Annotated in this window: 20 protein-coding genes; 3 read left to right on the plus strand and 17 right to left on the minus strand. The window is 63.5% G+C overall.

Annotated elements, in window-relative coordinates; all coding sequences use genetic code 11:
• The first annotated feature begins 188 nt into the window (after positions 1-188).
• Positions 189-1,610 (plus strand): coniferyl aldehyde dehydrogenase, encoded by a 1,422-nt coding sequence (locus tag A4R29_RS27490; RefSeq protein WP_063173280.1) that lies wholly within the window; start codon positions 189-191, stop codon positions 1,608-1,610.
• Positions 1,611-1,881: 271 nt separating this feature from the next.
• Here the strand turns inward: A4R29_RS27490 and A4R29_RS27495 are convergent, their stop codons facing one another.
• The 8 genes from A4R29_RS27495 to uxaC form a co-directional block, all read right to left on the minus strand.
• A complete protein-coding gene (locus A4R29_RS27495) occupies positions 1,882-2,217 on the minus strand; it encodes a cupin domain-containing protein (RefSeq protein ID WP_013529048.1) in 336 nt (111 codons plus the stop codon).
• Positions 2,218-2,283: 66 nt separating this feature from the next.
• Entirely contained in the window at positions 2,284-3,042 is a 759-nt protein-coding gene (kduD, locus tag A4R29_RS27500; protein WP_063173281.1) for a 2-dehydro-3-deoxy-D-gluconate 5-dehydrogenase KduD, read from the minus strand.
• Complete coding sequence (gene kduI, locus A4R29_RS27505; protein ID WP_063173282.1) at positions 3,039-3,890, minus strand: 5-dehydro-4-deoxy-D-glucuronate isomerase; 852 nt, start codon at positions 3,888-3,890, stop codon at positions 3,039-3,041. Before kduI ends, kduD begins: the two co-directional genes overlap by 4 nt.
• A 22-nt stretch (positions 3,891-3,912) precedes the next feature.
• The gene (locus A4R29_RS27510) at positions 3,913-4,686 is read right to left on the minus strand and encodes a FadR/GntR family transcriptional regulator (RefSeq protein WP_063173283.1); all 774 of its coding nucleotides are present in this window, start codon (positions 4,684-4,686) and stop codon (positions 3,913-3,915) included.
• Between the two features lie 103 nt (positions 4,687-4,789).
• The gene (locus A4R29_RS27515) at positions 4,790-6,070 is read right to left on the minus strand and encodes a TRAP transporter large permease (protein ID WP_013529044.1); all 1,281 of its coding nucleotides are present in this window, start codon (positions 6,068-6,070) and stop codon (positions 4,790-4,792) included.
• Positions 6,071-6,598: a TRAP transporter small permease gene (locus A4R29_RS27520; RefSeq protein ID WP_013529043.1), complete on the minus strand. Its 528-nt coding sequence runs from the start codon at positions 6,596-6,598 to the stop codon at positions 6,071-6,073.
• A 59-nt stretch (positions 6,599-6,657) separates the two neighbouring features.
• Entirely contained in the window at positions 6,658-7,635 is a 978-nt protein-coding gene (locus tag A4R29_RS27525) for a TRAP transporter substrate-binding protein (RefSeq protein ID WP_024504231.1), read from the minus strand.
• Between the two features lie 32 nt (positions 7,636-7,667).
• Complete coding sequence (gene uxaC / locus A4R29_RS27530; RefSeq protein WP_063173284.1) at positions 7,668-9,128, minus strand: glucuronate isomerase; 1,461 nt, start codon at positions 9,126-9,128, stop codon at positions 7,668-7,670.
• 95 nt (positions 9,129-9,223) lie between these two features.
• Between uxaC and A4R29_RS27535 the strand changes: the two genes are divergently transcribed.
• Complete coding sequence (locus tag A4R29_RS27535) at positions 9,224-10,744, plus strand: mannitol dehydrogenase family protein (protein WP_063173285.1); 1,521 nt, start codon at positions 9,224-9,226, stop codon at positions 10,742-10,744.
• A 51-nt stretch (positions 10,745-10,795) separates the two neighbouring features.
• On the opposite strand, the gene A4R29_RS27540 is transcribed toward A4R29_RS27535, so the two are convergent.
• From A4R29_RS27540 to A4R29_RS27575, 8 genes are all read right to left on the minus strand, one after another.
• Entirely contained in the window at positions 10,796-11,203 is a 408-nt protein-coding gene (locus A4R29_RS27540; protein WP_013529039.1) for a F0F1 ATP synthase subunit epsilon, read from the minus strand.
• A gap of 102 nt (positions 11,204-11,305) precedes the next feature.
• Positions 11,306-12,898, minus strand: coding sequence for a F0F1 ATP synthase subunit beta (gene atpD / locus A4R29_RS27545; protein WP_024504228.1), 1,593 nt, complete (start codon positions 12,896-12,898; stop codon positions 11,306-11,308).
• A 71-nt stretch (positions 12,899-12,969) separates the two neighbouring features.
• Positions 12,970-13,854 (minus strand): F0F1 ATP synthase subunit gamma, encoded by an 885-nt coding sequence (locus A4R29_RS27550; RefSeq protein ID WP_063173286.1) that lies wholly within the window; start codon positions 13,852-13,854, stop codon positions 12,970-12,972.
• Between the two features lie 32 nt (positions 13,855-13,886).
• Positions 13,887-15,416, minus strand: a complete 1,530-nt coding sequence (gene atpA, locus A4R29_RS27555) for a F0F1 ATP synthase subunit alpha (RefSeq protein ID WP_013529036.1) — start codon at positions 15,414-15,416, stop codon at positions 13,887-13,889.
• Positions 15,416-15,976, minus strand: coding sequence for a F0F1 ATP synthase subunit delta (locus tag A4R29_RS27560; RefSeq protein ID WP_063173287.1), 561 nt, complete (start codon positions 15,974-15,976; stop codon positions 15,416-15,418). The genes atpA and A4R29_RS27560 overlap by 1 nt, the downstream gene beginning before the upstream one ends.
• Before the next feature lie 246 nt (positions 15,977-16,222).
• Positions 16,223-16,618, minus strand: a complete 396-nt coding sequence (locus A4R29_RS27565; RefSeq protein WP_013529034.1) for an AGROH133_08824 family phage infection protein — start codon at positions 16,616-16,618, stop codon at positions 16,223-16,225.
• A gap of 95 nt (positions 16,619-16,713) precedes the next feature.
• The gene (locus tag A4R29_RS27570) at positions 16,714-17,409 is read right to left on the minus strand and encodes an aspartate/glutamate racemase family protein (protein ID WP_013529033.1); all 696 of its coding nucleotides are present in this window, start codon (positions 17,407-17,409) and stop codon (positions 16,714-16,716) included.
• Between the two features lie 54 nt (positions 17,410-17,463).
• Positions 17,464-19,647, minus strand: a complete 2,184-nt coding sequence (locus A4R29_RS27575; protein ID WP_063173288.1) for a primosomal protein N' — start codon at positions 19,645-19,647, stop codon at positions 17,464-17,466.
• Positions 19,648-19,737: 90 nt separating this feature from the next.
• Between A4R29_RS27575 and fsa the strand changes: the two genes are divergently transcribed.
• The gene (gene fsa / locus A4R29_RS27580) at positions 19,738-20,394 is read left to right on the plus strand and encodes a fructose-6-phosphate aldolase (RefSeq protein WP_013529031.1); all 657 of its coding nucleotides are present in this window, start codon (positions 19,738-19,740) and stop codon (positions 20,392-20,394) included.
• Positions 20,395-20,482: 88 nt separating this feature from the next.
• Here the strand turns inward: fsa and A4R29_RS27585 are convergent, their stop codons facing one another.
• Entirely contained in the window at positions 20,483-23,164 is a 2,682-nt protein-coding gene (locus A4R29_RS27585; protein WP_063173289.1) for a DNA translocase FtsK, read from the minus strand.
• Between the last annotated feature and the right edge of the window lie 138 nt (positions 23,165-23,302).

Raw genomic sequence — 23,302 nt, forward strand, 5'->3', positions numbered from 1 at the left:
GGAGTAGCGCAGCCGTCATCCAACCACAACGCCCCCTTTGCAGGAACCTGCCGTTGATGGGGCCATCGGCGCTTGCCAGCCGGATGCCGTGCACATCCGAAAGCAGCTTCCCCTAGGACACCTGCACCCCGCTGGATTCCGCCACGCACCACGATGTAAGCTCCGTCCGGCAAGCCAGGGAGGGCGCGATGCTGCAGACCAGACAGAATGTTCTCGGCGAGCGGTTCCACCTGCAGCGCGCCGCCTTCGAGGCGCAGTCTTTCCCCAACTTTGACGTTCGCAAGGATCGCCTCAAACGCCTGCTCGCGCTGACCGAGCGGCATGAAGCCGACATCTGCACCGCCATCGACACCGACTTTGGCGGCCGTTCCGCGCATGAGACGCGTCTTGCGGAACTGTTCGTCGTACGTGCCGGCGTCCGCCACGCGCTGTCGCACCTCAGGGGCTGGATGCGCGAACGCCGCGTTGCCACCACCATGCCGTTCCTGCCCGGCAGAAATCGCCTCATCCCGCAGCCGCTCGGTGTCATCGGCATCGTGTCGCCCTGGAATTATCCTTTCCAGCTCGCCGTCGCGCCGGTCATCGCGGCACTCGCGGCCGGCAATCGCGTGCTCATAAAACCTTCCGAATTGACGCCGGCTTTTTCGGCGTTGCTGGCCAAACTTGTTGCCGAGCATTTCGCAGCCGATGAGCTCAGCGTCATCAGCGGCGACGCGGAGATGGGAAAGGCCTTCGTATCGATGCCTTTCGATCATTTGCTGTTCACCGGCTCGACCGCGGTCGGACGCCAGGTCGCGATCGCCGCGGCCGCCAACCTGACCCCGGTCACGCTCGAACTCGGCGGCAAGTCGCCGGCAATCTTCGATCCGTCATGCGACCTCGACGCGGCAGTATCCAGCATTGCCTACGGCAAGCTGTTGAATGCCGGGCAGACCTGTATCGCGCCGGATTATCTTCTGGTGCCGAACGGGCAAGCAGGCACGGTCGCTGCCAGGCTCGCAACGGCGATCGCGAAGCTCTACCCGACCCTGCGCGACAACCCCGACTATACCGCCATCATCAGCGACCGGCACCACCGGCGCCTGCGCGACATGGTCACTGAAGCGCGTGACGCCGGCGCCGACGTCACCGAAATCAACCCGGCCGGCGAGGAACTTGACGCCAACAGCCGGAAGTTGCTGCCGACCCTGGTCCGCAATGCCGGCGCAAACCTGCGGCTGATGCGCGAAGAGATCTTTGGGCCGGTGCTGCCCATCGTAGAATACACCGGGATCGACGAGGCGATCGCCCATGTGAACGGGGCCGACCGCCCGCTGGCACTCTACTGGTTCGGCCGCGACAGCGGCAACCGTCAACGCATCCTGCGCGAGACAATTGCCGGCGGCGTCACCGTCAACGACTGCATGCTGCATCTGGTACAGGAAAACCAGCCCTTCGGCGGCGTCGGCGCCAGCGGCATGGGCGCCTATCACGGCGAATGGGGTTTTCGCACCTTCAGCAAGGAGAAACCGGTTTTCATGCAGTCGCGGCTGAGCGCGGGAAGCCTGCTGCGCCCGCCCTACGGCAAGACCTTCGAACGGCTTTTCAGCCTCCTGCGTCACATCACCTGACCGACCGAGCTACGCAGCCCCGGTGCATTAAGACTATCTTCACCACGGTGCGGCAGGGTCCTCATCCTGCGGTGATGTCTTGAGTACCGCGGCGCCACAAGCGCCCAGGCAACAGACCCGCGCCTCTTTCTGGGGTGCGGGTCATTCCCGCTCGATCTCTTACCCCTCGTTAGAGCAATTCCAGGAAAAGTGTGAAGCGGTTTTCCGTCTAGAATGGCGTCAAAACAAAGAGTTAGAGCAGCTCGCCGTTTCCGTGAAACGGTGAAATGCTCTAGCCGAGGAAATCGGCCCGGTGCGGCGTAAAGCTGTCGACCAGCCGCCCCGCTTCCAGCGCCTTGACGCCGTGCACCAGGCCCGACGGCACGATGAAACTCCCGCCCGTCCCAACGATCTCGGTCCGACCGTCGATGGTCACCTCGAAGCGGCCTTCGGCGACATAGCTTGCCTGGACGTGCGGGTGCGAATGCAGGGCGCCGACGCCACCCTTGTCGAAGCCGAATTCGACCAGCATCAACTCGTCAGTGTGCAGGAGAATGCGGCGCCTGTTGCCGTCCGGTGTCGCCGTCCAGGCGCCCTCGCCGGCATGCGCGAAGATCTTTGCGGTCATCGTCGTCTCCTCAGAGCAATTCCAGGACAAGTGTGAAACGGTTTCCGTTCGGAATTGCGTCAAAACCTAGCGTGCCAGCCAGCCACCATCCACCGGCACCACCGCGCCATGCATGTAGTTGGACGCCGGCGCCAGCAGGAAGACGGCGGCATCGCCAATGTCGCCCGCCTCGCCCCAGCGACCGGCCGGGATGCGCGCCAGGATAGCGGCGCTGCGGTCGGGATCGGCGCGCAGCGCCTGCGTGTTGTTGGTTTCAATATAGCCTGGCGCGATAGCGTTGACGTTGATGCCTTTTTGCGCCCATTCGCAGGCAAGCAGCCGGGTGATGCCGAGCACGCCATGCTTCGAGGCGGTGTAGGACGCCACGCGAATGCCGCCCTGAAAGCTCAGCACGGAGGCAATGTTGACGATCTTGCCTTTCCGCTCAGCGGCCAAGGCACGCCTGGCAAAGCTTTGGCAGAGCAAAAAAACCGTCTTCAGATTGACGTCCATGACGTCGTCCCAATCGGCCTCGCTGAGATCGACGGCATCGGCGCGCCGGATGATGCCGGCATTGTTGACCAGCCCGTCGAGCGGGCCGCTTTCGTCCCAGACGCGGTCGAGCAAGGGGCCGGCGGCTGACGTGTCGGCAAGATCGGCGCTCACCGCCTCGAATTGCCCGCCCATCGTTGCGATCTTTCTGGCCGTATCGTCCACCGACGAGCGACCGACGCCGATCACCGTGCCGCCGGCGCGCGCGATCGATACGGCGATGCCCTGGCCGATGCCGGTGTTGGCGCCGGTGACCAGGATACGTTTCCCGGCAAGGCTGAAGGGGTCGCTCACCGCAGATCGCCTAACGCCACCGGGTCGACATCGGTGTAGTCGACATTGTCGCCGGCCATCGCCCAGATGAACGCATAATTGGAAGTGCCGGCGCCGGAGTGGATCGACCAGCCCGGCGACAGCACGGCCTCTTCGTTGCCCATGACGATATGGCGCGTTTCGTCCGGCTCGCCCATGAAGTGGAAGACGCGCGCCGTCTCGGCCAGGTCGAAATAGAGATAGGCCTCCATGCGCCGGTCATGCACATGGCAAGGCATGGTGTTCCAGATAGAGCCCGGCGCCAGCTGGGTCATGCCGACCACCAGCTGGCAGGTCTTTGCGCCATCGGCATGGATGAACTGGAAGATCGAACGCTCGTTGCAGGCATCCTTGCTGCCAAGATCGAGGCGCTTTGCATCGCCGATGCGGATCAGCCGGCTGGGATGAGCCAGATGCGCCGGCGCGCTGAGCAGATAGAACTTCGCCGGCGCCCCCTCGTCCGCTGAGGCGAAGGACACATCCTGTGTGCCCATGCCGAGATAGAGCATGTCGCGCGCCTGCAATTCGAAGGACTGGCCGCCGGCCGTGATGACGCCCACGCCACCGATGTTGACGGCGATCAACTCGCGCCGGTCGAGGAAACCTTTGGTGCCGGTCGGCTTGATCGCCTCCAGTTGGAGCGGCGAGCCTATCGGCACGGCGCCGCCGACGATCATGCGGTCGTAGTGGGTGTAGGTCAGGCTGATGCGGCCGGACTGGAACAGGCCGTCAATGTGGAAATTGTGACGGAGTTCATCGGTTCCCATCGCCGCGGCGGCAACCGGGTCTATGGCAAAGCGGGATGTGTAATCGGTATGGCTCTGGCTCATTTTCGTCCTGACTTGAAATGGGTCATTCGCCGGCGGCGGCCCTGACCGAACTGGCATAGAAAGCCTGCCGCGCATGCAGGCGTTCGCGGTAGCGCTGCTGGCTGGCTGTGAGGTGCGCGCGCATTGCCTCGCGCGCCGCTTCGGCATCGCCCGATGTGATCGCATTGAGGATCACCAGATGTTCGCGCTGCAGCCCGCGCTGGTAGCTGTCGGATTGCGCCAGTTCGGTCGACCAGGGCGAGGTCACGTCGCACGGAATGGCGCGCCGGCCGAGCACGTCGAGCATCTCGACATAGAATGGGTTGTTGGTCGCGCTGGCGATGGCGCGGTGGAAGGCGAGGTCGGCCGGGCCGGTCGGCTCGCTGGCAAGCAGCAGCCGCTCGAATTCGAAGAAGGCTTCCTGGATCGCCGCCTCCTGCGCGGCGTTGCGGCGAATAGCGGCGATCCCGGCCGACTCGATCTCGATTGCCAGGCGTACCTCGAGCACGTTGAGCGCGATCGAATCCTTGGCTCCCATGTCGGCGGCAAGCGCTCCGAACATCGTCGAGATATGCTCGGTGACGAAGACGCCGGCGCCTTGACGCGGCTCGACCAGGCCGTCGGCGGCAAGCTTGGCCAGCGCCTCGCGGATGACGGTGCGGCTGACGCCGAAGGTCTCGGTCAGCTGGCCCTCGGTCGGCAATTTGTGGCCAGGCAGGATTTCGCCCGCCTGCAGCTGCTTGCGGATCGCCGCAACGACGGTCTCCGACAGCTTGGGTTTTCTCTCGACCCTGAGATCGGCGGATGCAGCGGACACGTGATGGTCTCCTAAAGCAATTCCAGGAAAAATGTGAAACGGTTTCCGTCCGGAATTGCGTCAAAACAAAGGGTTAGAGCAGTTCGCCGTTGTGTGAACTGCTCTAGTGGAACAGGTGCGGCAACCACAACGAAATTTCCGGCACGTAGGTGACAAGCATCAACACAGCGAAAGCCGCCCCATAGAATGGCCAGATCGAACGCATCGCCGTCCAGATCGGGATCCGGCCGATCGCACAGCTGACGAACAGCACGGCCCCCACCGGCGGTGTGCACAAGCCGATGCCGAGATTGAGAATGAGGATCACGCCGAAATGCACCGGATCGACGCCGTAGGCCATGACCACCGGCAGGAAGATCGGCGTGGTGATGATGATCAGCGGCGACATGTCCATGAACGTGCCGAGGATGAGAAGCACGACGTTGATCAACAGCAGGATGACCAGCTTGTTGTCGGATACCGACTGCAGGAAGGCGACCAGAGCGGCCGGCACCCGGAGATAGGCCAGCAGCCAGCCAAAGGCGGCGGCGCAGCCGATGATCATCAGCACCATTGCGGTTGTGCGCACGGCAGCGGTGGTCGCGGTGACGAAGTCGTTCCAGCTCATTGAGCGATAGATCAGCAGGGTCACCAGGAAAGCATAGACGATGGCGATGCAGGAGCTTTCGGTGGCGGTGAAGACGCCGGAGCGAACGCCGCCGAAGATGATGCCGATCAGGATCAGCCCGGGAATTGCGGCAACGAGCAATTGCAGCGCCCTGCCGAAGCCGGCGAACGGCTCGGTCGGATAGGCGCGGCGGCTGGCGACCCAATAGGCCGTGACCATCAGAGATAGCGCCAGCAGCAGGCCCGGTATGATGCCGGCGGTGAACAGATCGGCGATCGAGATCCGGCCGCCGGCCGAAATCGAATAAATGATCATGTTGTGCGAAGGCGGTATCAGCAGCGCAATGATGGCGCCGACCGAAGTGATGTTGACAGCATAATCGACGCCGTAGCCGCGCGCCTTCATCTGCGGGATCATCAGCCCGCCGACCGCCGAGGCATCGGCCACCGCCGAGCCGGAAATGCCGCCGAACATGGTCGAGGCGGCGATGTTGACCTGGCCGAGCCCGCCTCTCAGGTGGCCGACCAACGCCCCGGCGAGCGCAACAAGGCGAGCGGCAATGCCGCCGCGCACCATCAGGTCACCGGCGAAGATGAAGAACGGGATGGCCATCAGCGAAAACACGCTGACACCGGAGTTGAGGCGCTGGAACACCACCAGCGGCGGCAGCCCCAGCACCAGAACCGTGGCGAAGCTGGCGACACCGAGGCAGAAGGCGATCGGTGTGCCGATGATCAGAAGAAAGACGAAGGTGCCGAACAGAACCGTCAATGCCATCTAGAGACCCTCCTCGCCCGTGGCGTATTGATCGGCATCGACCGGCAGTCCGGCAAAGCGCCCGGCAAGCCGCTCGAGCGAAAACAGGCAGACAAGCGCGCCGCCCAGGATGACCGGCAGGAAACTGACGCCGCCCGGGAAAGCGAGAGACGGCATCACCGTGTTCCATGTCAGCCGGGTGAGCTGGGCGCCGTAGACGATCATGCCGAGACCGAAGGCGAGCACGACGACATCCGAAATGCTGCGCAGTACCGCCTTTGCGGCGGGCGGCAGGAAATAGAGCAGCACATCGAAGCCCAGATGCGTGCGTTCGCGGACACCGACGGCCGCGCCCAAAAAGATGAACCACCCCATCAAAATCACCGAGAAGGGTTCCGTCCAGCTTGGCGAACTGTTGAGCACATAGCGTGAGAACACCTGCCAGAAGATGATCACCGTCATCAGCGTCAGGCCGATGCCGCTGACCCACAGCGCAAGCCTCGCCAGCCGTGACAGCAGCCGTTCTATTGCCAGCCAGAATGGTTTCATATGCGCGCTTCCCACTGGACGGTGGCGCGCAAGCTCGCGCCACCATTGCCGCGAACGGATTATTTGGTCGCCTGGATGCGCGCGGCGAGATCTTTCAACTCGGGGGTCGAGAGATATTTCTCGTAGACGGGCTTCATCGCATCGATCAGCGGCTGCTTGTCGATCTCACTGACCTTGACGCCGGCTTTCTCGACGATGTCGCGGGACTTCTTCTCCTGCGCGTCCCACAATTCACGCATCTTGACGACGCTGTCCTTGGCCGCCTGCCGCACGATCGCCTGGTCTTCCGGGGCGAGCTTGTCCCAGCTCGCCTTCGACATCACCAGAACCTCGGGCACGATCTGGTGCTGGTCGAGCGTGTAATGCTTGGCGACCTCGAAATGCTTGGCGGATTCGAAGCTCGGCCAGTTGTTCTCGGCGCCGTCGATGACGCCTGTCTGCAAAGCCGAATAGACCTCGCCATAGGCCATCGGCGTGGCGTTGGCGCCCAACGCATTGACCATGTCGACGAACACGTCGGACTGGATGACGCGGAACTTCATGCCCTTCATGTCGGCCATCGAGGTGATGTCCTTCTTGGTGTTGTAGAAGGAGCGTGCCCCGGAATCGTAGAAGGCGAGACCGACAAGGTCGTGAGTCTCAAAGGCTTTCAGGATCTCGTCCCCGATCGGCCCGTCCATGACATGGCGCATATGCTCGACCGAGCGGAACATGTAGGGCAGCGACGGCACCGCGGTCTGCGGAACGATGCCGTTGAACGGCCCCATCGAGACGCGGTTGAGATCGATGACGCCGGTCTGCGTCTGCTCGATCGTGTCCTTCTCCTCGCCGAGCTGCGCCGAATGATAGACCTCGACCGAATAGCGGCCATTGGTGCGCTGCTTGATCAGCTCGCCCATATATTTGACCGCTTCGACGGTTGGATAGCCGTCGGGATGGGTATCGGACGACCGCAGCACGGTTTCGGCGTTGGCGATGCCGACCAGCAACGAGCCGAAAACGAATGTTACTGCCGTCAATTTCGAAAGATGCAACATGACTTCCTCCCTATGAAACCAAAACGCCCGGCTCAGAGCCGGTAGGCCTTTTTCGCAAGTGTATAGGCAAGCTCCCGCGCCAGCTCATGCGCCTCGTCCTCGCGCAGCCGATGCTCGGCGACGAGACGCGCCAGGAACGCGCAGTCGACCCGCCGCGCCACATCGTGGCGCGCCGGGATCGAGGGAAAGGCACGGGTGTCATCGTTGAAGCCGACGGTGTTGTAGAAGCCGGCGGTCTCGGTGGTCATCTCGCGGAAGCGCCGCATGCCTTCCGGGCTGTCGTGGAACCACCAGGCCGGCCCGAGCTTCAGCGCCGGGTAGACACCGGCGAGTGGCGCCAGTTCGCGCGCATAGCTTGTTTCGTCGAGCGTGAAGAGAACGATTGTGAGGTCGCGCTCAAGTCCGACGCAGTCGAGCAGTGGCTTCAGCGCCGTGACATAGTCGGTCCGGGTCGGGATATCGAAACCCTTGTCGCGGCCGAATTTTTGGAAAACAGCCGACGAATGATTGCGCCAGGAGCCGGGATGTATCTGCAGAACCAGCCCGTCGTCGAGGCTCATCTTGGCCATCTCGGTCAGCATCTGGGCGCGGAACAGTTTTCGCTCACGCTCGTCGTCGGAACCACGGCGAACGCGATTGAACAGCTCTTGCGCCGCCGCATCCGAAAGATTGGCGGTCTCGGCCGTCGGGTGGCCGTGGTCGGACGAGGTCGCGCCGAAACTTTTGAAGAAGGCGCGCCGCTGCCGATGCGCATCGAGATAGCCGGCCCAGCTGCCGGTGTCGCAGGCGGTAATTTCGCCGAGCCGGTCGAGATTGGTCGAAAACCCTTCGAAATCGGGATCGACGACAGCATCGGGCCGATAAGCGGTGACCACACGGCCCTGCCAGCCGCTGTCGCGGATCATCTGGTGCCATTTGAGATCGTCGAGCGCACCTTCCGTGGTCGCGATGACCTCGATGTTGAAGCGCTCGAACAGCGCACGGGGCCGGAAATTCTCCCACTGCAGCAGCGTTGCGATGGTGTCGTAGTGGCGGTCGGCGGTCGCCGCGTTCAGCGGTTCGTCGATGCCGAACAGATCGGCAAGCACATGATCGAACCACAGCCGGGTCGGCGTGCCCCGAAACAGATAATAGTGCTCGGCAAAACGACGCCAGATCGTCCGGCCGTCTGTCTCGACAGGCGCGCCGTCCAGCGTCGCCACGCCGAGATCCTCAAGGCGGATGCCTTGGCTGAACAGCATGCGGAAGATGTAGTGATCCGGAACGATGAGCAGTTGCGCCGGATCCGGAAAAGGCTCGTTCAGCGCATACCAACGCGGATCGGTGTGGCCATGCGGGCTGACCAGGGGCAGGTCCTTGATCCCGGCATAGAGATCGCGGGCAACCGAGCGCGAATGTGCATCGGCGGGAAACAGCAGATCCGCATCGGTCAGTGGCACGGCAATCCTCCCAGGGCCGCTATCGGTAGGGGCGGCAAGAAATAATGTCAACATACAAAAACTAGATTGTTGTATGATGACTTTTCGGCCCATTGTGTGGCGGGAAATCGAATGTTACGCCGCTTTGCCGATCCCTGCCGAGGCCACTCATGTCATCCGACCAGACCAGTCGCACTACGACGACCAAACGCCTTTCCACGAAGACGGTGCGCGCACTGCCGGCTTCGATCGCGACGCCTTCGTATGACCGCAGCCGCATCGTCCCGGGCATCGTGCATCTTGGCGTCGGCGCCTTCCATCGCGCCCACCAGGCCGCCTATGTCGACGATTGCCTGGCGGCCGGCGAGACGGATTGGAGCATAACAGGCGTTTCGCTGCGCAGCGCCGACACGCGCGACGCACTCACGCCGCAGGATGGGCTCTACACGCTGGCGATCAGAAGCAGTGGAACCGAAAAACTTCAGGTCATCGGCTCGATTACCGCGATGCTGGTGGCGCCGGAGGATCCGGGCGCGGTGCTGGCCGCGCTGACCGATCCGCGCACCCGCATCGTCACGCTTACGATCACCGAAAAGGCCTATCTGAGGGCGGCTGGCGGCGGATTGGACGCTGCTCATCCCGATATCGCCCATGATCTGGCCAATCCGCAGATGCCGAAGACAGCGCATGGTTTCCTGACCGAGGCGCTTGCCCGGCGACGCGCCGCCGGCACGCCGCCCTTTACCGTGCTCTGTTGCGACAATCTGCCGGCCAACGGCGCCACGCTGCATCGGCTGTTGGTTGAATTCGCCCAGTTGCGAGATGCCGGGCTCGCCCAATCGAGTGATGTCGGAATTGCCGATCACATCGCCCATCAGGTCGCCTTTCCTTCAAGCATGGTCGACCGCATCGTGCCGGCAACCACCGATGCCGATCGGGCGCGGATCGCTGAAGAACTCGGTGCCGAGGACGCTTGGCCTGTCATGACCGAGCCGTTCTGCCAATGGGTGGTCGAAGACAATTTCCCAGCGGGCCGCCCGGACTGGGAACAGTTCGGCGTCACCATGGTTCGCGACGTCGGCCCGTTCGAGGACATGAAGCTCAGGCTGCTCAACGGCTCGCATTCGGCCATCGCCTATCTTGGCCTGCTCAGCGGTCATGCCACCGTCGACCGCGCCTTCGCCGACCCGGCGATCCGGCAATTCGTCGATGCATTGTGGGCGGAAGCCATCCCGACCCTGCCCGAGGATGCCGGGCTCGACCCGAGCGCTTACACCGCGGAGCTCGCTGAGCGTTTTTCCAACACTGCACTTGCCCACCGTACGGCTCAGATCGCCAATGACGGCAGCCAGAAATTGCCGCAGCGCATCGTCGCTTCCGCCATCGAATGTCTAGAAGCCGGTACCGAGCTGGTCCATCTCACGTTGGTGGTGGCTGCCTGGATCGCTGCTTGCGCCGCACGAGGAAAAACCTTGCCGGAGGGCCATTTCACCGACCCACTCGACGCGGCGTTGACGGCACTTTTGGGCGAGCAACTGCCGGCGAACGAAACCGTGACCGCAGTGTTCGACCTCGCCGGCTTCGCCAGGGACCATGCCGAGCGCCAGACCTTGATCGAGCTCGTGGCCGTGCATCTCGTCCACCTGCGACGAGACGGCCCGACATTGGCTTTCGCAGCCTTGGGCATTTAAACAAAAAAGCGAGGCAAGGCCCCGCTTTTTACTCTTTCATCGAACCGAATTTCAAGCCGGCAGGATGGCGCCTTCCAGCGTGGTGAGCTGGCTAAGGAACTGTTCCGCCTTGCTGCGAGCCTCGTCGTCCTTGGCATCAGTGGCGTCTTCTTTGGCTTCCTGGATGCGGCGCGCGAGATCGGCGCGGTCGACATCCTTCACCGCGACAGCCGATTCCGCCAGCAGCGTGCAGCCGGCCGGAACGATGTCGGCGAAGCCGCCGAACACCACATAGCGTTCTTCGCCGCCCGCTGCGGTCTTTACGGTGACGACACCCGGCTTGATCGTGGTCATCACCGGCGCGTGATGCGCCATCACGGTCATCTCGCCTTCGGCTCCCGGAATGACGACGGATTCAACCTGCTCGGAAACAAGCAGGCGCTCCGGCGAGACCAGTTCGAACTTGAAAGCTTCAGCCATGATCAATTTAGCGAATAGCGAATAGCGAGCAGCGAGTAGTCAGAAGAAGAATTCGCCGGCCCATATTCCCTATTCGCTACTCCCTATTCGCTATTCGCTTGATTACGCCGCTTCAGCCGCGAGGCGCTGTGCTTTCTCGACCGCTTCCTCGATGCCGCCGACCATGTAGAAGGCAGCTTCCGGAAGGTGATCGTAGTCGCCGTTGCAGAGGCCCTTGAAGCCCTTGATGGTGTCGGCGAGGTCGACCAGCTTGCCCGGCGCGCCGGTGAACACTTCGGCGACGAAGAAGGGCTGCGACAGGAAGCGCTCGATCTTGCGGGCGCGGGCCACGGTCTGCTTGTCCTCTTCCGACAACTCGTCCATGCCCAGGATGGCGATGATGTCCTGCAGCGACTTGTAGCGCTGGAGGATCGACTGCACCTGGCGCGCGACGCCGTAATGCTCGTCGCCGACGACCAGCGGATCAAGCATGCGCGAGGTCGAATCCAGCGGATCGACGGCCGGGTAGATGCCCTTTTCGGCGATGGCGCGGTTGAGCGTCGTCGTCGCGTCAAGGTGGGCGAACGAGGTCGCCGGCGCCGGATCGGTCAAGTCGTCGGCGGGCACGTAGATCGCCTGCACGGACGTGATCGAGCCCTTGGTGGTGGTGGTGATGCGTTCCTGCAGCGCGCCCATGTCGGTGGCGAGCGTCGGCTGATAGCCCACGGCCGAAGGAATACGGCCGAGCAGAGCCGACACTTCCGAACCCGCCTGCGTGAAGCGGAAGATGTTGTCGACGAAGAACAGCACGTCCTGGCCCTGGTCGCGGAAATACTCCGCAACCGTCAGGCCGGTCAGGCCGACGCGGGCGCGCGCGCCCGGCGGCTCGTTCATCTGGCCGTAGACGAGCGCGGCCTTGGAGCCTTCGCCGCCGCCCTTCTTGTTGACGCCGGATTCGATGAACTCGTGATAGAGATCGTTGCCTTCGCGGGTGCGCTCGCCGACGCCGGCGAACACCGAATAGCCGCCATGCGCCTTGGCGATGTTGTTGATGAGTTCCTGGATCAGCACGGTCTTGCCGACGCCGGCGCCGCCGAACAGGCCGATCTTGCCGCCCTTGGCGTAGGGAGCCAGGAGGTCGAGCACCTTGATGCCGGTGATCAGGATCTGGGCTTCCGTCGACTGCTCGACATAGGTCGGAGCCGGCTGGTGGATGGAGCGCATTTCGATAGCGTCGACCGGGCCCTCTTCGTCGACCGGCTCGCCGATGACGTTGATGATGCGGCCGAGCATGCCCGGGCCGACCGGCACGGTGATCGGCGCGCCGGTGTCACGCACTTCCTGGCCGCGAACCAGACCTTCGGTCGAGTCCATGGCGATGCAGCGCACGGTGTTTTCACCCAGGTGCTGGGCGACTTCGAGCACCAGACGGTTGCCGACATTGGTCGTCTCGAGCGCGTTCAGGATCGCCGGCAGGTGATCGCCGAACTGCACGTCGACGACGGCGCCGATGACCTGGCGGACCTTGCCGACAACGCCGGTTGCCTTGCTGGCCACTGCCGATGTCTTGGCAGCTGCGGTCTTCGCCGGTGCTGCTGCCTTGGCCGGGGCCGCCTTCGCGGCTGCTGCTGGAGCCTTTGCCGCCTTCGCGGGGGCTGCTGCCTTCGCGGCTGCGGCCTTGGGGGCTGCCTTCTGGGGGGTCGCTGCTTTCGCCATCGTCTTTACCCTTTTTCGTCCTTTGTTTCTCACGCGGTCCGGTCGCGGGCAAAAAAACCCGCGGACCGCGCCTAGAGCGCCTCGGCGCCCGAAATGATTTCGATCAGTTCCTTGGTGATCTGCGCCTGCCGCTGGCGGTTATAGGTGATCGACAGTTTGTTGATCATCTCGCCGGCGTTGCGCGTCGCATTGTCCATGGCGCTCATCTTGGCGCCCATCTCGCCGGCCGCGTTTTCGAGCAGTGCCCGGAAAACCTGCACCGAGATGTTGCGCGGAATGAGATCGGATAGGATTTCGCCCGGCTCCGGTTCGTATTCATAGACAGCGTTGCCGCCATCCGTCACTTCCGCCTGAGCCGAAGCAACGCCCGCCGGAATGATCTGCTGCGCGGTCGGGATTTGGCTGATCACCGACTTGAACTGCGAATAGAACAGCGTGCAGATGTCGAAGCCGCCCTCGTTGAAGAGATGGATGACCTTCTTGGCGATGGCATCGGCATTGACGAAACCGAGTGTCTTGACCTCGCGCAGATCGACGCGATCGATGATCAGCGAGGCGTAGTCGCGGCGCAGGATGTCGAAAGCCTTCTTGCCGACGCAGATGATCTTGACCTGCTTGCCGTCGGCCAAAAGCTTGCGGATGTGGTCGCGGGCAAGACGGGCGATCTGCGAATTGAAGCCGCCGCACAGGCCGCGCTCGGCGGTGCAGACGACGAGCAGATGCACATCATCCTTGCCGGTGCCGGTCATCAGCGCCGGGGCATCGCCACCGCCGCCGATCGCCTGGGTGATGTTCGCCAGCACGGAACCCATGCGCTCCGAATAGGGGCGCGCCGCTTCCGCAGCCTCTTGCGCACGGCGCAGCTTCGCCGCAGCGACCATCTGCATCGCCTTGGTGATCTTCTGCGTCGCCTTGACCGAGGCGATACGGTTACGAAGGTCTTTTAATGAAGGCATGCTTCAAACCTGATCCCGTCTTGTCGCTTCGCTCAGGCGAAGGTCTTGGCGAAAGCGTCGATCTCGGCCTTCAGCTTGGCGCGCAGGTCGTCCGACAGTGCCTTTTCTTTGCGGATGGCGTCGAGAACGTCCTTGCCGGCCGCACGCATGTGGCTGAGCAGGCCATGCTCGAACTTGCCGACCTGGTTGACCGGCAGCTTGTCGAGATAACCGTTGACGCCGGCGAAGATCACCGCGACCTGCTCTTCCGTCTTCAGCGGCGAGAACTGCGGCTGCTTCAGGAGTTCGGTCAGGCGCGATCCGCGGTTGAGCAGGCGCTGCGTGGCAGCGTCGAGATCCGAGCCGAACTGCGCGAAGGCCGCCATTTCGCGGTACTGCGCGAGCTCGCCCTTGATCGAGCCGGCAACCTGCTTCATCGCCTTGATCTGCGCGGCCGAGCCGACGCGCGACACCGACAGACCGACGTTCACCGCAGGACGGATGCCCTGGAAGAACAGGTTGGTTTCGAGGAAGATCTGGCCGTCGGTGATCGAGATCACGTTGGTCGGGATATAGGCCGACACGTCGTTGGCCTGCGTCTCGATGATCGGCAGAGCGGTCAGCGACCCGCCGCCCAGATCGTCGTTGAGCTTGGCGGCGCGCTCGAGCAGGCGCGAGTGCAGGTAGAACACGTCGCCCGGATAGGCTTCGCGGCCCGGCGGGCGGCGCAGCAGCAGCGACATCTGGCGATAGGCGACGGCCTGCTTCGACAGATCGTCATAGCTGATCAGCGCGTGCATGCCGTTGTCGCGGAAATATTCACCCATGGTGCAGCCGGCGAACGGCGCCAGGAACTGCATCGGCGCCGGGTCGGAAGCGGTGGCGGCGATGATGATCGAGTATTCGAGCGCGCCGCGCTCTTCCAGCACCTTGACGAACTGCGCGACGGTCGAGCGCTTCTGGCCGACGGCGACGTAGACGCAGTAGAGCTTTTCCTTCTCGGGGCCGTTGTCGTGCACCGACTTCTGGTTGAGCATCGTGTCGAGGATGATGGCGGTCTTGCCGGTCTGGCGATCGCCGATGACCAGCTCGCGCTGGCCGCGGCCGACCGGGATCAGCGCATCGATGGCCTTGAGACCGGTCGACATCGGCTCGTTCACCGATTTGCGCGGAATGATGCCGGGCGCCTTGACGTCGACGCGCTTGCGCTCGACTGCCTTGATCGGACCCTTGCCATCGATCGGATTGCCGAGCGCATCGACGACGCGGCCGAGCAGGCCTGGGCCGACGGGAACGTCGACGATGGCGCCGGTGCGCTTGACGATGTCGCCTTCCTTGATGTCGCGGTCGGCGCCGAAGATGACGACGCCGACATTGTCGGCTTCGAGGTTGAGCGCCATGCCGCGGATGCCGCCGGGGAATTCGACCATCTCGCCGGCCTGGACATTGTCGAGGCCGTAGACACGAGCGATACCGTCACCGACGGACAGCACCTGTCCAACTTCGGAGACCTCGGCCTCCTTGCCGAAATTCTTGATCTGGTCTTTCAGAATTGCGGAAATTTCCGCGGCGCGGATGTCCATCAGCCGACCTCTTTCAGTGCAAGCTTGAGCGAATTGAGTTTGGTTTTGAGCGACGTATCGATCTGGCGCGAGCCCATCTTGACCACCAGCCCGCCGAGCAGCGACGGATCGACGGTGACGGAGATAGCCACGTCCTTGCCGGCAACGCTCTTCAGCGCCGCCTTGAGTTCGGTCTGCTGGACAGCCGTCAGCGCGTGAGCCGACGTCACTTCAGCAGCGGTCTCGCCACGGTGTTCGGCTGATATCTGGCGGAACGCCCTGATCATGCCGGGAATGGCGAACAGCCGGCGGTTGCGGGCGACGACACGCAGGAAATTTCCGGTAAGGCCGGTGATCCCGGCCTTGTCGGCGATCGCCGCGATGGCCTTCGCCTGGTCCTCGCTGGAGAACACCGGGCTGTTGATCAGCCGGGTGAGATCAGCGCTGCCCGCGAGCATGATTTCGAAACTGTTGAGGTCGGCTTCGACCTTGGCCACGGAATTTGCCTGCAGGGCGAGTTCGAACAGCGAACCCGCATAGCGTTCTGCGACACCTGAGATTGGCGATGACAATTGAGCCACGGACCGTCTTTTCTCTTGTCTGACAGGCCGTAGATTGTTGGCGCGAGCAAAAACTCTGGCTAAATCTTTGACCTTACTGCATTTTTTCGAGCACGGAGGCGCGGCTTCCGCTATCCCCGGCCGAAAGTCGATTGCCGTCTAGCACAGGCATTTTAAGACCGCAATGCGTCGTTCCGCATGGTTTTCAGGCACTATTGTCGCATCCGGCGAAAGTCGCCCGTCTTCCATCGCGGAATACCCAATGATTCAAGGCAGAAAGCCGAAGGCGAAGGCGAGCGGCAACGCCGCCAGGACCAATTCCAGCACAATGGAAACCCAATTGAAAGGCGTGTTGGCGCCATCAGACATCATCGACAGCAGCCGGCCGAAGGCAGTGAACAGCCAGGAGAAGCCAAGCGCCATGTAGATCAGCGGCTGCGCCAGCAGGATACAGCACAGGCCGACACCGAGATAAAAGCCGGACATCCTGCCGCGCCCCTCGGCGATCGCGGCAGCCTTCTCTGGCTTGACCTGCAGGCGCAGGGCACGGAAGGCGAGACCCGGCGCCAGGAAGAACAAAAGCCCGAGCAGCACCGTGAAGACGGCGCTCGACCAAGCCAGCCATTCGCCCTGGCTCGTCGGCCATGGAAGCGCAAAATCCATCTTGTCCCCTCGAAATGCCTGTTTTGAAATTCCGGGCATTCTAACGGAGGAAAGCCCCCGCGCCAGATGGGTCCAGGTACTTTAGGCAGCGCGCATCAACCGAGCGCGAATTCCACAGCCGCCTCGGCATGGATGCGCGTCGTGTCGAAGACCGGGATGTCGAAATCCTGCTGGCCGATGAGCATGGTGATCTCGGTGCAGCCCATGATGACGCTGTCGGCCGCCTCTTCGCGGCGCAGGCGTTCTGTCTCGGCGATATAGGCCGCCTTGGATGTTTCGGTGACGATGCCCTGGCACAGTTCCTCGTAGATGACACGGTGCACCATGTCGCGCCCGGCCGCATCAGGCACCACGGGGTCCAAGCCAAATCTGTCAGCGAGCCGGCCTTTGTAGAAATCCTGCTCCATGGTGAAGCGCGTCGCCAGCAGCGCCGGACGCTGCATTCCGGCACGCTTGACCGCCACTGCGGTGGCATCGGCGATGTGGATCAGCGGGATCGACACCGACGCCTGCACCTGATCGGCCAGTTTGTGCATGGTGTTGGTGCACAAAAGCAGACCTTCCGCGCCGCCGGCCTCAAGCTTGCGCGCCGCTTCTACGAGGAGCACGCCGGCACCGTCCCAATCGCCGTGATGCTGCCGCTCGGCGATCTCTGCAAAGTCGAACGACCACAGAAGCAGTTTCGCCGAATGCAGCCCACCCAGCCGTTCGCGCACGATCTCGTTGAGCAGGCGATAGTAGATGGCGGTCGATTCCCAGCTCATGCCGCCGAGCAGGCCAAGGGTCTTCATATGAGTTTCCACATCTCGCTGGCTTGCGGGCAACCTATCGCTGAAAGCGCAACCTTACAAAAAACTTTGCGGGTCGATGTCGACCTGCACCCGGACCGAGCCGCGTTGCTTCGGCCCGTTGGCCAGCATGGCCCTGATAAAACCTTGCATGTCGGCGCGCCGTTCGCCCTGGATCAGCAGCCGGAAGCGGTGACGGCCGCCGAGCAGTGACAGTGGCGCCTCGGCTGGCCCCAGCACGAACAGATCTGACGCCTCGGGTGCGGCGCGGCGCAGGCCACGTGCGTGGCCCTCGGCTTCCGCTCGTGTCACCGCACTGACGATGACACCCGCGAGCCGGCCGAAGGGCGGCAGGGCAGCCCGTTCGCGCTCGGCGATCTCACGTTCGTAAAATGCCTCGGCGTCGCCCGAGACGATCGCCCGCATCACCGGGTGGTCGGGCTGAAAAGTCTGCAAAAGGCCAAGGCTCTTCTTGCCGGTGCGGCCGGCGCGGCCGGTGACCTGGCTGAGCAGCTGGAACGTGCGCTCGGCGGCGCGCGGATCGCCATTGGCAAGGCCAAGATCGGCGTCGACAACGCCGACCAAAGTCATGTTGGGAAAGTTGTGGCCCTTGGCGACGAGCTGCGTGCCGATGACGATGTCGGCCTCGCCATCGGCGATCGCTTCCAGCTCCAGCCGCAGCCGCCGCACGCCGCCCATCAGGTCGGACGACAAGACGATGGTGCGCGCGTCGGGGAAATGCGTCACGACCTCCTCGGCGATGCGCTCGACACCCGGCCCGCAGGCGACCAGATGATCCAGCGTGCCGCATTCCGGGCAGGCTTCGGGGCGGCGCTCATTGTGGCCGCAATGATGGCAGACGAGTTGCCCGCGAAACCGGTGCTCGACCAGCCAGGCCGAGCAGACCGGGCAGCCGAAGCGATGGCCGCAGACCCGGCACAGCGTCAAGGGCGCATAGCCGCGCCGGTTGAGGAACAGTAACGACTGCTCCTGCCTCTCCAGCGTCTGGCGCATCTGGTCGAGCAGCACCGGCGACAGAAAGCCGCCACGCGCCGGCGGCGCCCGCCGCATGTCGACCGCCTTCAGATGCGGAAGTGCTGCCTCGGCGAAGCGAGCGGAAAGCACCGCCCTGTTATATTTACCTTGGCTCGCATTGACCCGGCTTTCGACCGACGGCGTCGCCGACGCCAGCACCACGGGGAAGCTGCCGATATGGCCGCGCACCACCGCCATGTCGCGCGCATTGTAGAAGACGCGGTCCTCCTGCTTGTAGGCAGGGTCGTGCTCCTCGTCGACGACGATAAGGCCGAGCTCCTTGAACGGCAGGAACAGCGCCGAGCGCGCGCCGGCGACGACCCGCACGCCGCCCTCCGCCACTTGCCGCCAAACCCGCTCGCGCATCCGCGGCGGCAGGTCGGAATGCCATTCGCCCGGCTTGGCGCCGAAGCGCTGCTGGAAGCGCTCGAGAAAGGCATGCGTCAGCGCGATTTCCGGCAGCAGGATCAGCACCTGCCTGCCCTGGTCGAGCGCAGCCGCCACAGCCTCGAAATAGACCTCGGTCTTACCGGATCCGGTGACGCCGTCGAGCAGCGCGACGTTGAACACGCCGGCTGCGACATTGGCGCGCAGCATCTGCGCCGCGGCGCCCTGGTCCGGCATCAGTTCCGGAATAGCGTAGCCGGGATCGGGCGCGGCCACCACCGGGCGCGGCGGGATCATCACGGTCTCGAACACGCCTTGCGCCCTCAGGCCGTCGATCACCGTCGAGGACACGCCGGCGGCGTGAGCGAGGCCGGAGCGCGTCCAGGCAAGGCCGCCTTCGGCCGTCTCCAGCACGCGCTGCCTGGCGCCCGTCATCCGGTCAGGTGCGAGAAGCGTGCGCTGCAACCCCTCGATCCACGGTTCGGGGTCGAAAGCCTCCGGCGCCCTGAGCAGCATGCGCGCCACCATGCCGGGCGGCGATAGCGTGTACTGCGCCACCCAGTCGACGAAACGGCGCATCGCGCGGTCGATCGGCGGGCAGTCGAAGACCTGTTCGATAGGACGCAGCTTTTTCGCGTCGACCTTCTCGACCGCGCCATCCCAGACGATGCCGGCGACCTGGCGCGGACCGAGCGGCACGCGCACGATCGAGCCCGGCGCCACGCGCATGCCGGCCGGCACGGCGTAGGTGTAGGGGCGTTCGGCGGGCATCGGCACCAGCACCGGTGCGGCTGCGACAAAGGGCGAATCTTCGATCATGAGGCGTGACCTTGCCCTGACTTTGGTCTAGATCAAAGGCCAACCCCAAATGTGCATGACATGCACATGAAAATCTTCAGGAGACCCGCCATGAAATTTTTTGTCGACACCGCCGACGTCAAGGATATCCGTGAGCTGAACGATCTGGGGCTGCTCGACGGCGTCACCACCAATCCGTCGCTGATCCTCAAATCCGGCGGCAAGATCGCCGAGGTCACCAAACAGATTTGCGACATCGTCAAGGGTCCGGTCTCGGCTGAAGTCACCGCCACCGAATATTCCGAGATGATGCAGCAGGCCAAGGTTCTGGCCAAGATCGCCGACAATGTCTGCATCAAGGTGCCGCTGACGCTGGACGGCCTCAAGGCCTGCAAGACGATCCGCACCGAGATGAACCGCCTGGTCAACGTCACCCTGTGCTTTTCGGCCAACCAGGCGCTGCTTGCGGCCAAGGCCGGCGCCTCGTTCATCTCGCCCTTCGTCGGCCGCATCGACGACATCGGCATCGACGGCATGGAGCTGATCCAGGAAATCCGGCAGATCTATGATAATTACGATTTCCAGACCGAGATCCTCGTCGCCTCGGTGCGCACCGTGAACCACGTCAAGCAGGCGGCACTGATCGGCGCCGACGTCGTGACCGCGCCGCCGGCGACCCTGAAGGCCCTGGTCAACCATCCGCTGACCGACAAGGGCCTCGCCGCCTTCCTCGCCGACTGGGCCAAGACCGGCCAGAAGATCGGCTGACGATGGTGATCGGCTGAAGCCAATTCGTTTGTGATGAAAAAGGCCGGGCAACCGGCCTTTTTCATGTGCGCTCCAAGCAGACTGCCGCTCAAGCCGCCCCGTCATCCTCGGGCGGGCTCGCCGGCTGGCGCCGGCCCATGATGATTTCGCGTTTGCCGACATGGTTGGGTGTGCCGACCAAGCCTTCCTTTTCCATACGCTCGACCAGCGACGCGGCGCGGTTGTAGCCTATGCCGAGACGGCGCTGTATGTAGGAGGTCGAGCACTTCTTGTCGCGCACCACCACCTTGACCGCCTCGTCGTAGATGGCATCGCTGTCTTCGGCTGCAACGGATCCCTTGTCGAAGACCGCGCCCTGGTCCTCGTCGATTTCTTCCTCATCCTCGTCGGCGGTCACGGTTTCCAGATATTCGGGGCGGCCCTGTGCCTTCAGATGCGCGACCACATGCTCGACCTCCGCGTCGGAGACAAAGGGACCGTGCACGCGGGAAATGCGTCCCCCACCCATCATGTGCAGCATGTCGCCCTGGCCAAGCAGCTGCTCGGCGCCCTGCTCGCCCAGGATGGTGCGGCTGTCGATCTTGGATGTCACCTGGAAGGAAATCCGGGTTGGGAAATTGGCCTTGATCGTACCCGTGATGACGTCGACCGAGGGGCGCTGCGTTGCCATGATCAGGTGAATACCGGCAGCGCGTGCCATCTGCGCCAGACGTTGGATCGCGCCTTCGATCTCCTTGCCGGCGACCATCATCAGGTCGGCCATCTCGTCGACGATGACGACGATGTAGGGCATCGGCGCGAGGTCGATTTCCTGCTGTTCGAAAAGCGGCTCGCCGGTGCCCTTTTCGAAGCCGGTCTGCACCGTCATGACCACGGTTTCGCCCTTGTCGCGGGCAGCGGCGGCGCGCTCGTTGTAGCCATCGATGTTGCGCACGCCGAGCCTGGCCATCTTGCGATACCGGTCCTCCATCTCGCGCACCGCCCATTTGAGCGCCGTGACGGCTTTCTTGGGATCCGTGACGACGGGCGTCAGAAGATGCGGGATGCCGTCATAGACAGAGAGTTCGAGCATTTTGGGATCGACCATGATCAGCCGGCATTCTTCCGGCTTCAGCCGATAGAGCAACGACAGGATCATGGTGTTGATGGCGACCGACTTGCCGGAGCCGGTGGTTCCGGCCACGAGCAGATGCGGCATCTTCGCCAGCTCGGCGATGACCGGCTCACCCCCGATCGTCTTGCCGAGACACAGCGCCAGCTTGCAGCTTGTCTTGCGGAAGCCCTCGGATTCGATCAGTTCCCGGAAATAGACGGTTTCGCGCATCTCGTTCGGAAGCTCGATGCCGATGACGTTGCGGCCGGGCACGACGGCGACGCGCGCCGAAATCGCCGACATGGAGCGGGCGATATCGTCGGCAAGCCCGATGACGCGAGAAGATTTGACGCCCGGCGCCGGTTCGAACTCATAGAGCGTGACGACCGGGCCGGGACGAACATGAATGATCTCGCCACGCACGCCGAAGTCTTCGAGCACGCTTTCCAGCAGATCCGCGTTCTGCTCGAGCCGCTCCTGCGACATGTAGAAACCTTGTCCCTCCGGTGGCTGCTGCAACAGCTCTTCCGAGGGAAGCTCGTAGGGATCGCCCGCGGTTGACAGCACCACCTTTCCAGCCCCAGGCAAGCGTGCAGAGCGGGCGCCAACGGCCTTGGCAGGGACGTTCGCATTTGGCGCGGCCGGCGCGGAAACGGCGACGCTTTTGGCGGCTGGAATTGCGACAGGCTGGACCGGCGACGGCGCATTGCTCGCCGGCACGTCAGGTTGGGCGACGGCCTGGTTCGAATTGGCCGGCCAAACATCCGGCAACGGCTTCAAGGCCTGGCCCGGCAGGCAGTCGATGACACGAAACAAGGCGGTGGCATCGGTCCCTGTCGTCGGACGGATGTCGATCGGCATAGTGGTGACTGGCGCTGCGGCGAGCGGCGCAGGCGACGCTGAACCGGTTTGCCGGGCCGGCGGCGAAACGTCGACCAGATAGGGTGCCATAGCCTCGAAGAAGGCATGATCCGAAAGATATGGCCAGCGCAGCCTTTCGGTTTTGATCGGGGCGCCCGGAGCAACGGACGCACGCGCGGATGCCCGTCCCGTTGCGACCGTCCTCGGCGGCACCGGCGCAACGGCTGGCACCCTCTCCCTGGCGCGCACGGGCGGGACAAAAGCAGCAGCCGGCGGCAGTGGCCCTTGCGTGGCGTGCCCGGTCTGCGGCTGGGAGGCAGGGCTTTTCACCGACGCCGGCAATGCCAGGAGCGAGGGCGCGGAGGACGCCCTGCCGACCATGGGTTGCGCAACGGCTTGCTGTGCCGGGCGCGTCGCGCCGTGTTCGACGACACGCTCGTGCTGCGGATGATGCTTCCTGGCCTCATAATCCGGCGTGCGTGTAAAACGCACGTTGGGTGCAAGGAAGAAATATTCCTGCCAGGCAGGGCTCTCGATATCGCCGATTTTCGAAGGCGTGTCGTCCGAGCCACTCCGCGGCTCCATATAGGGCCGCTTGTTGCCGCCGAGATCGACCATAGGCGCGGAATAGCCGGCCTGGCGTGTGGCGGGCTGCCGACCGTCCGGCTCCTTGCGAGCCATACGATCAACGGCGCCTGCGGCGGAAGAACTTCGCTGATCACCCCTGTCGCCAATGCTCTCGAAGCGCTTCCCCTCGGGATCATCAGGCGGTGCGGCCGTCGACAAATTGACCCGGGAAAAACGCTTGGCTTCCATTCTCAAGACTCACTGTGAAATGTCTGCCGAGCAATAGGGAGCGAGTGGTTAACAGTTGCTTCCCGGATGGGTCGCCTACGATCCTGAGCGCCAAAATCTTCGCGAGCGACGCGGCACGATCGTCGCCTCGCCGCACCC

Source organism: Mesorhizobium ciceri biovar biserrulae (assembly GCF_001618845.1).
GTDB lineage: Bacteria > Pseudomonadota > Alphaproteobacteria > Rhizobiales > Rhizobiaceae > Mesorhizobium > Mesorhizobium ciceri.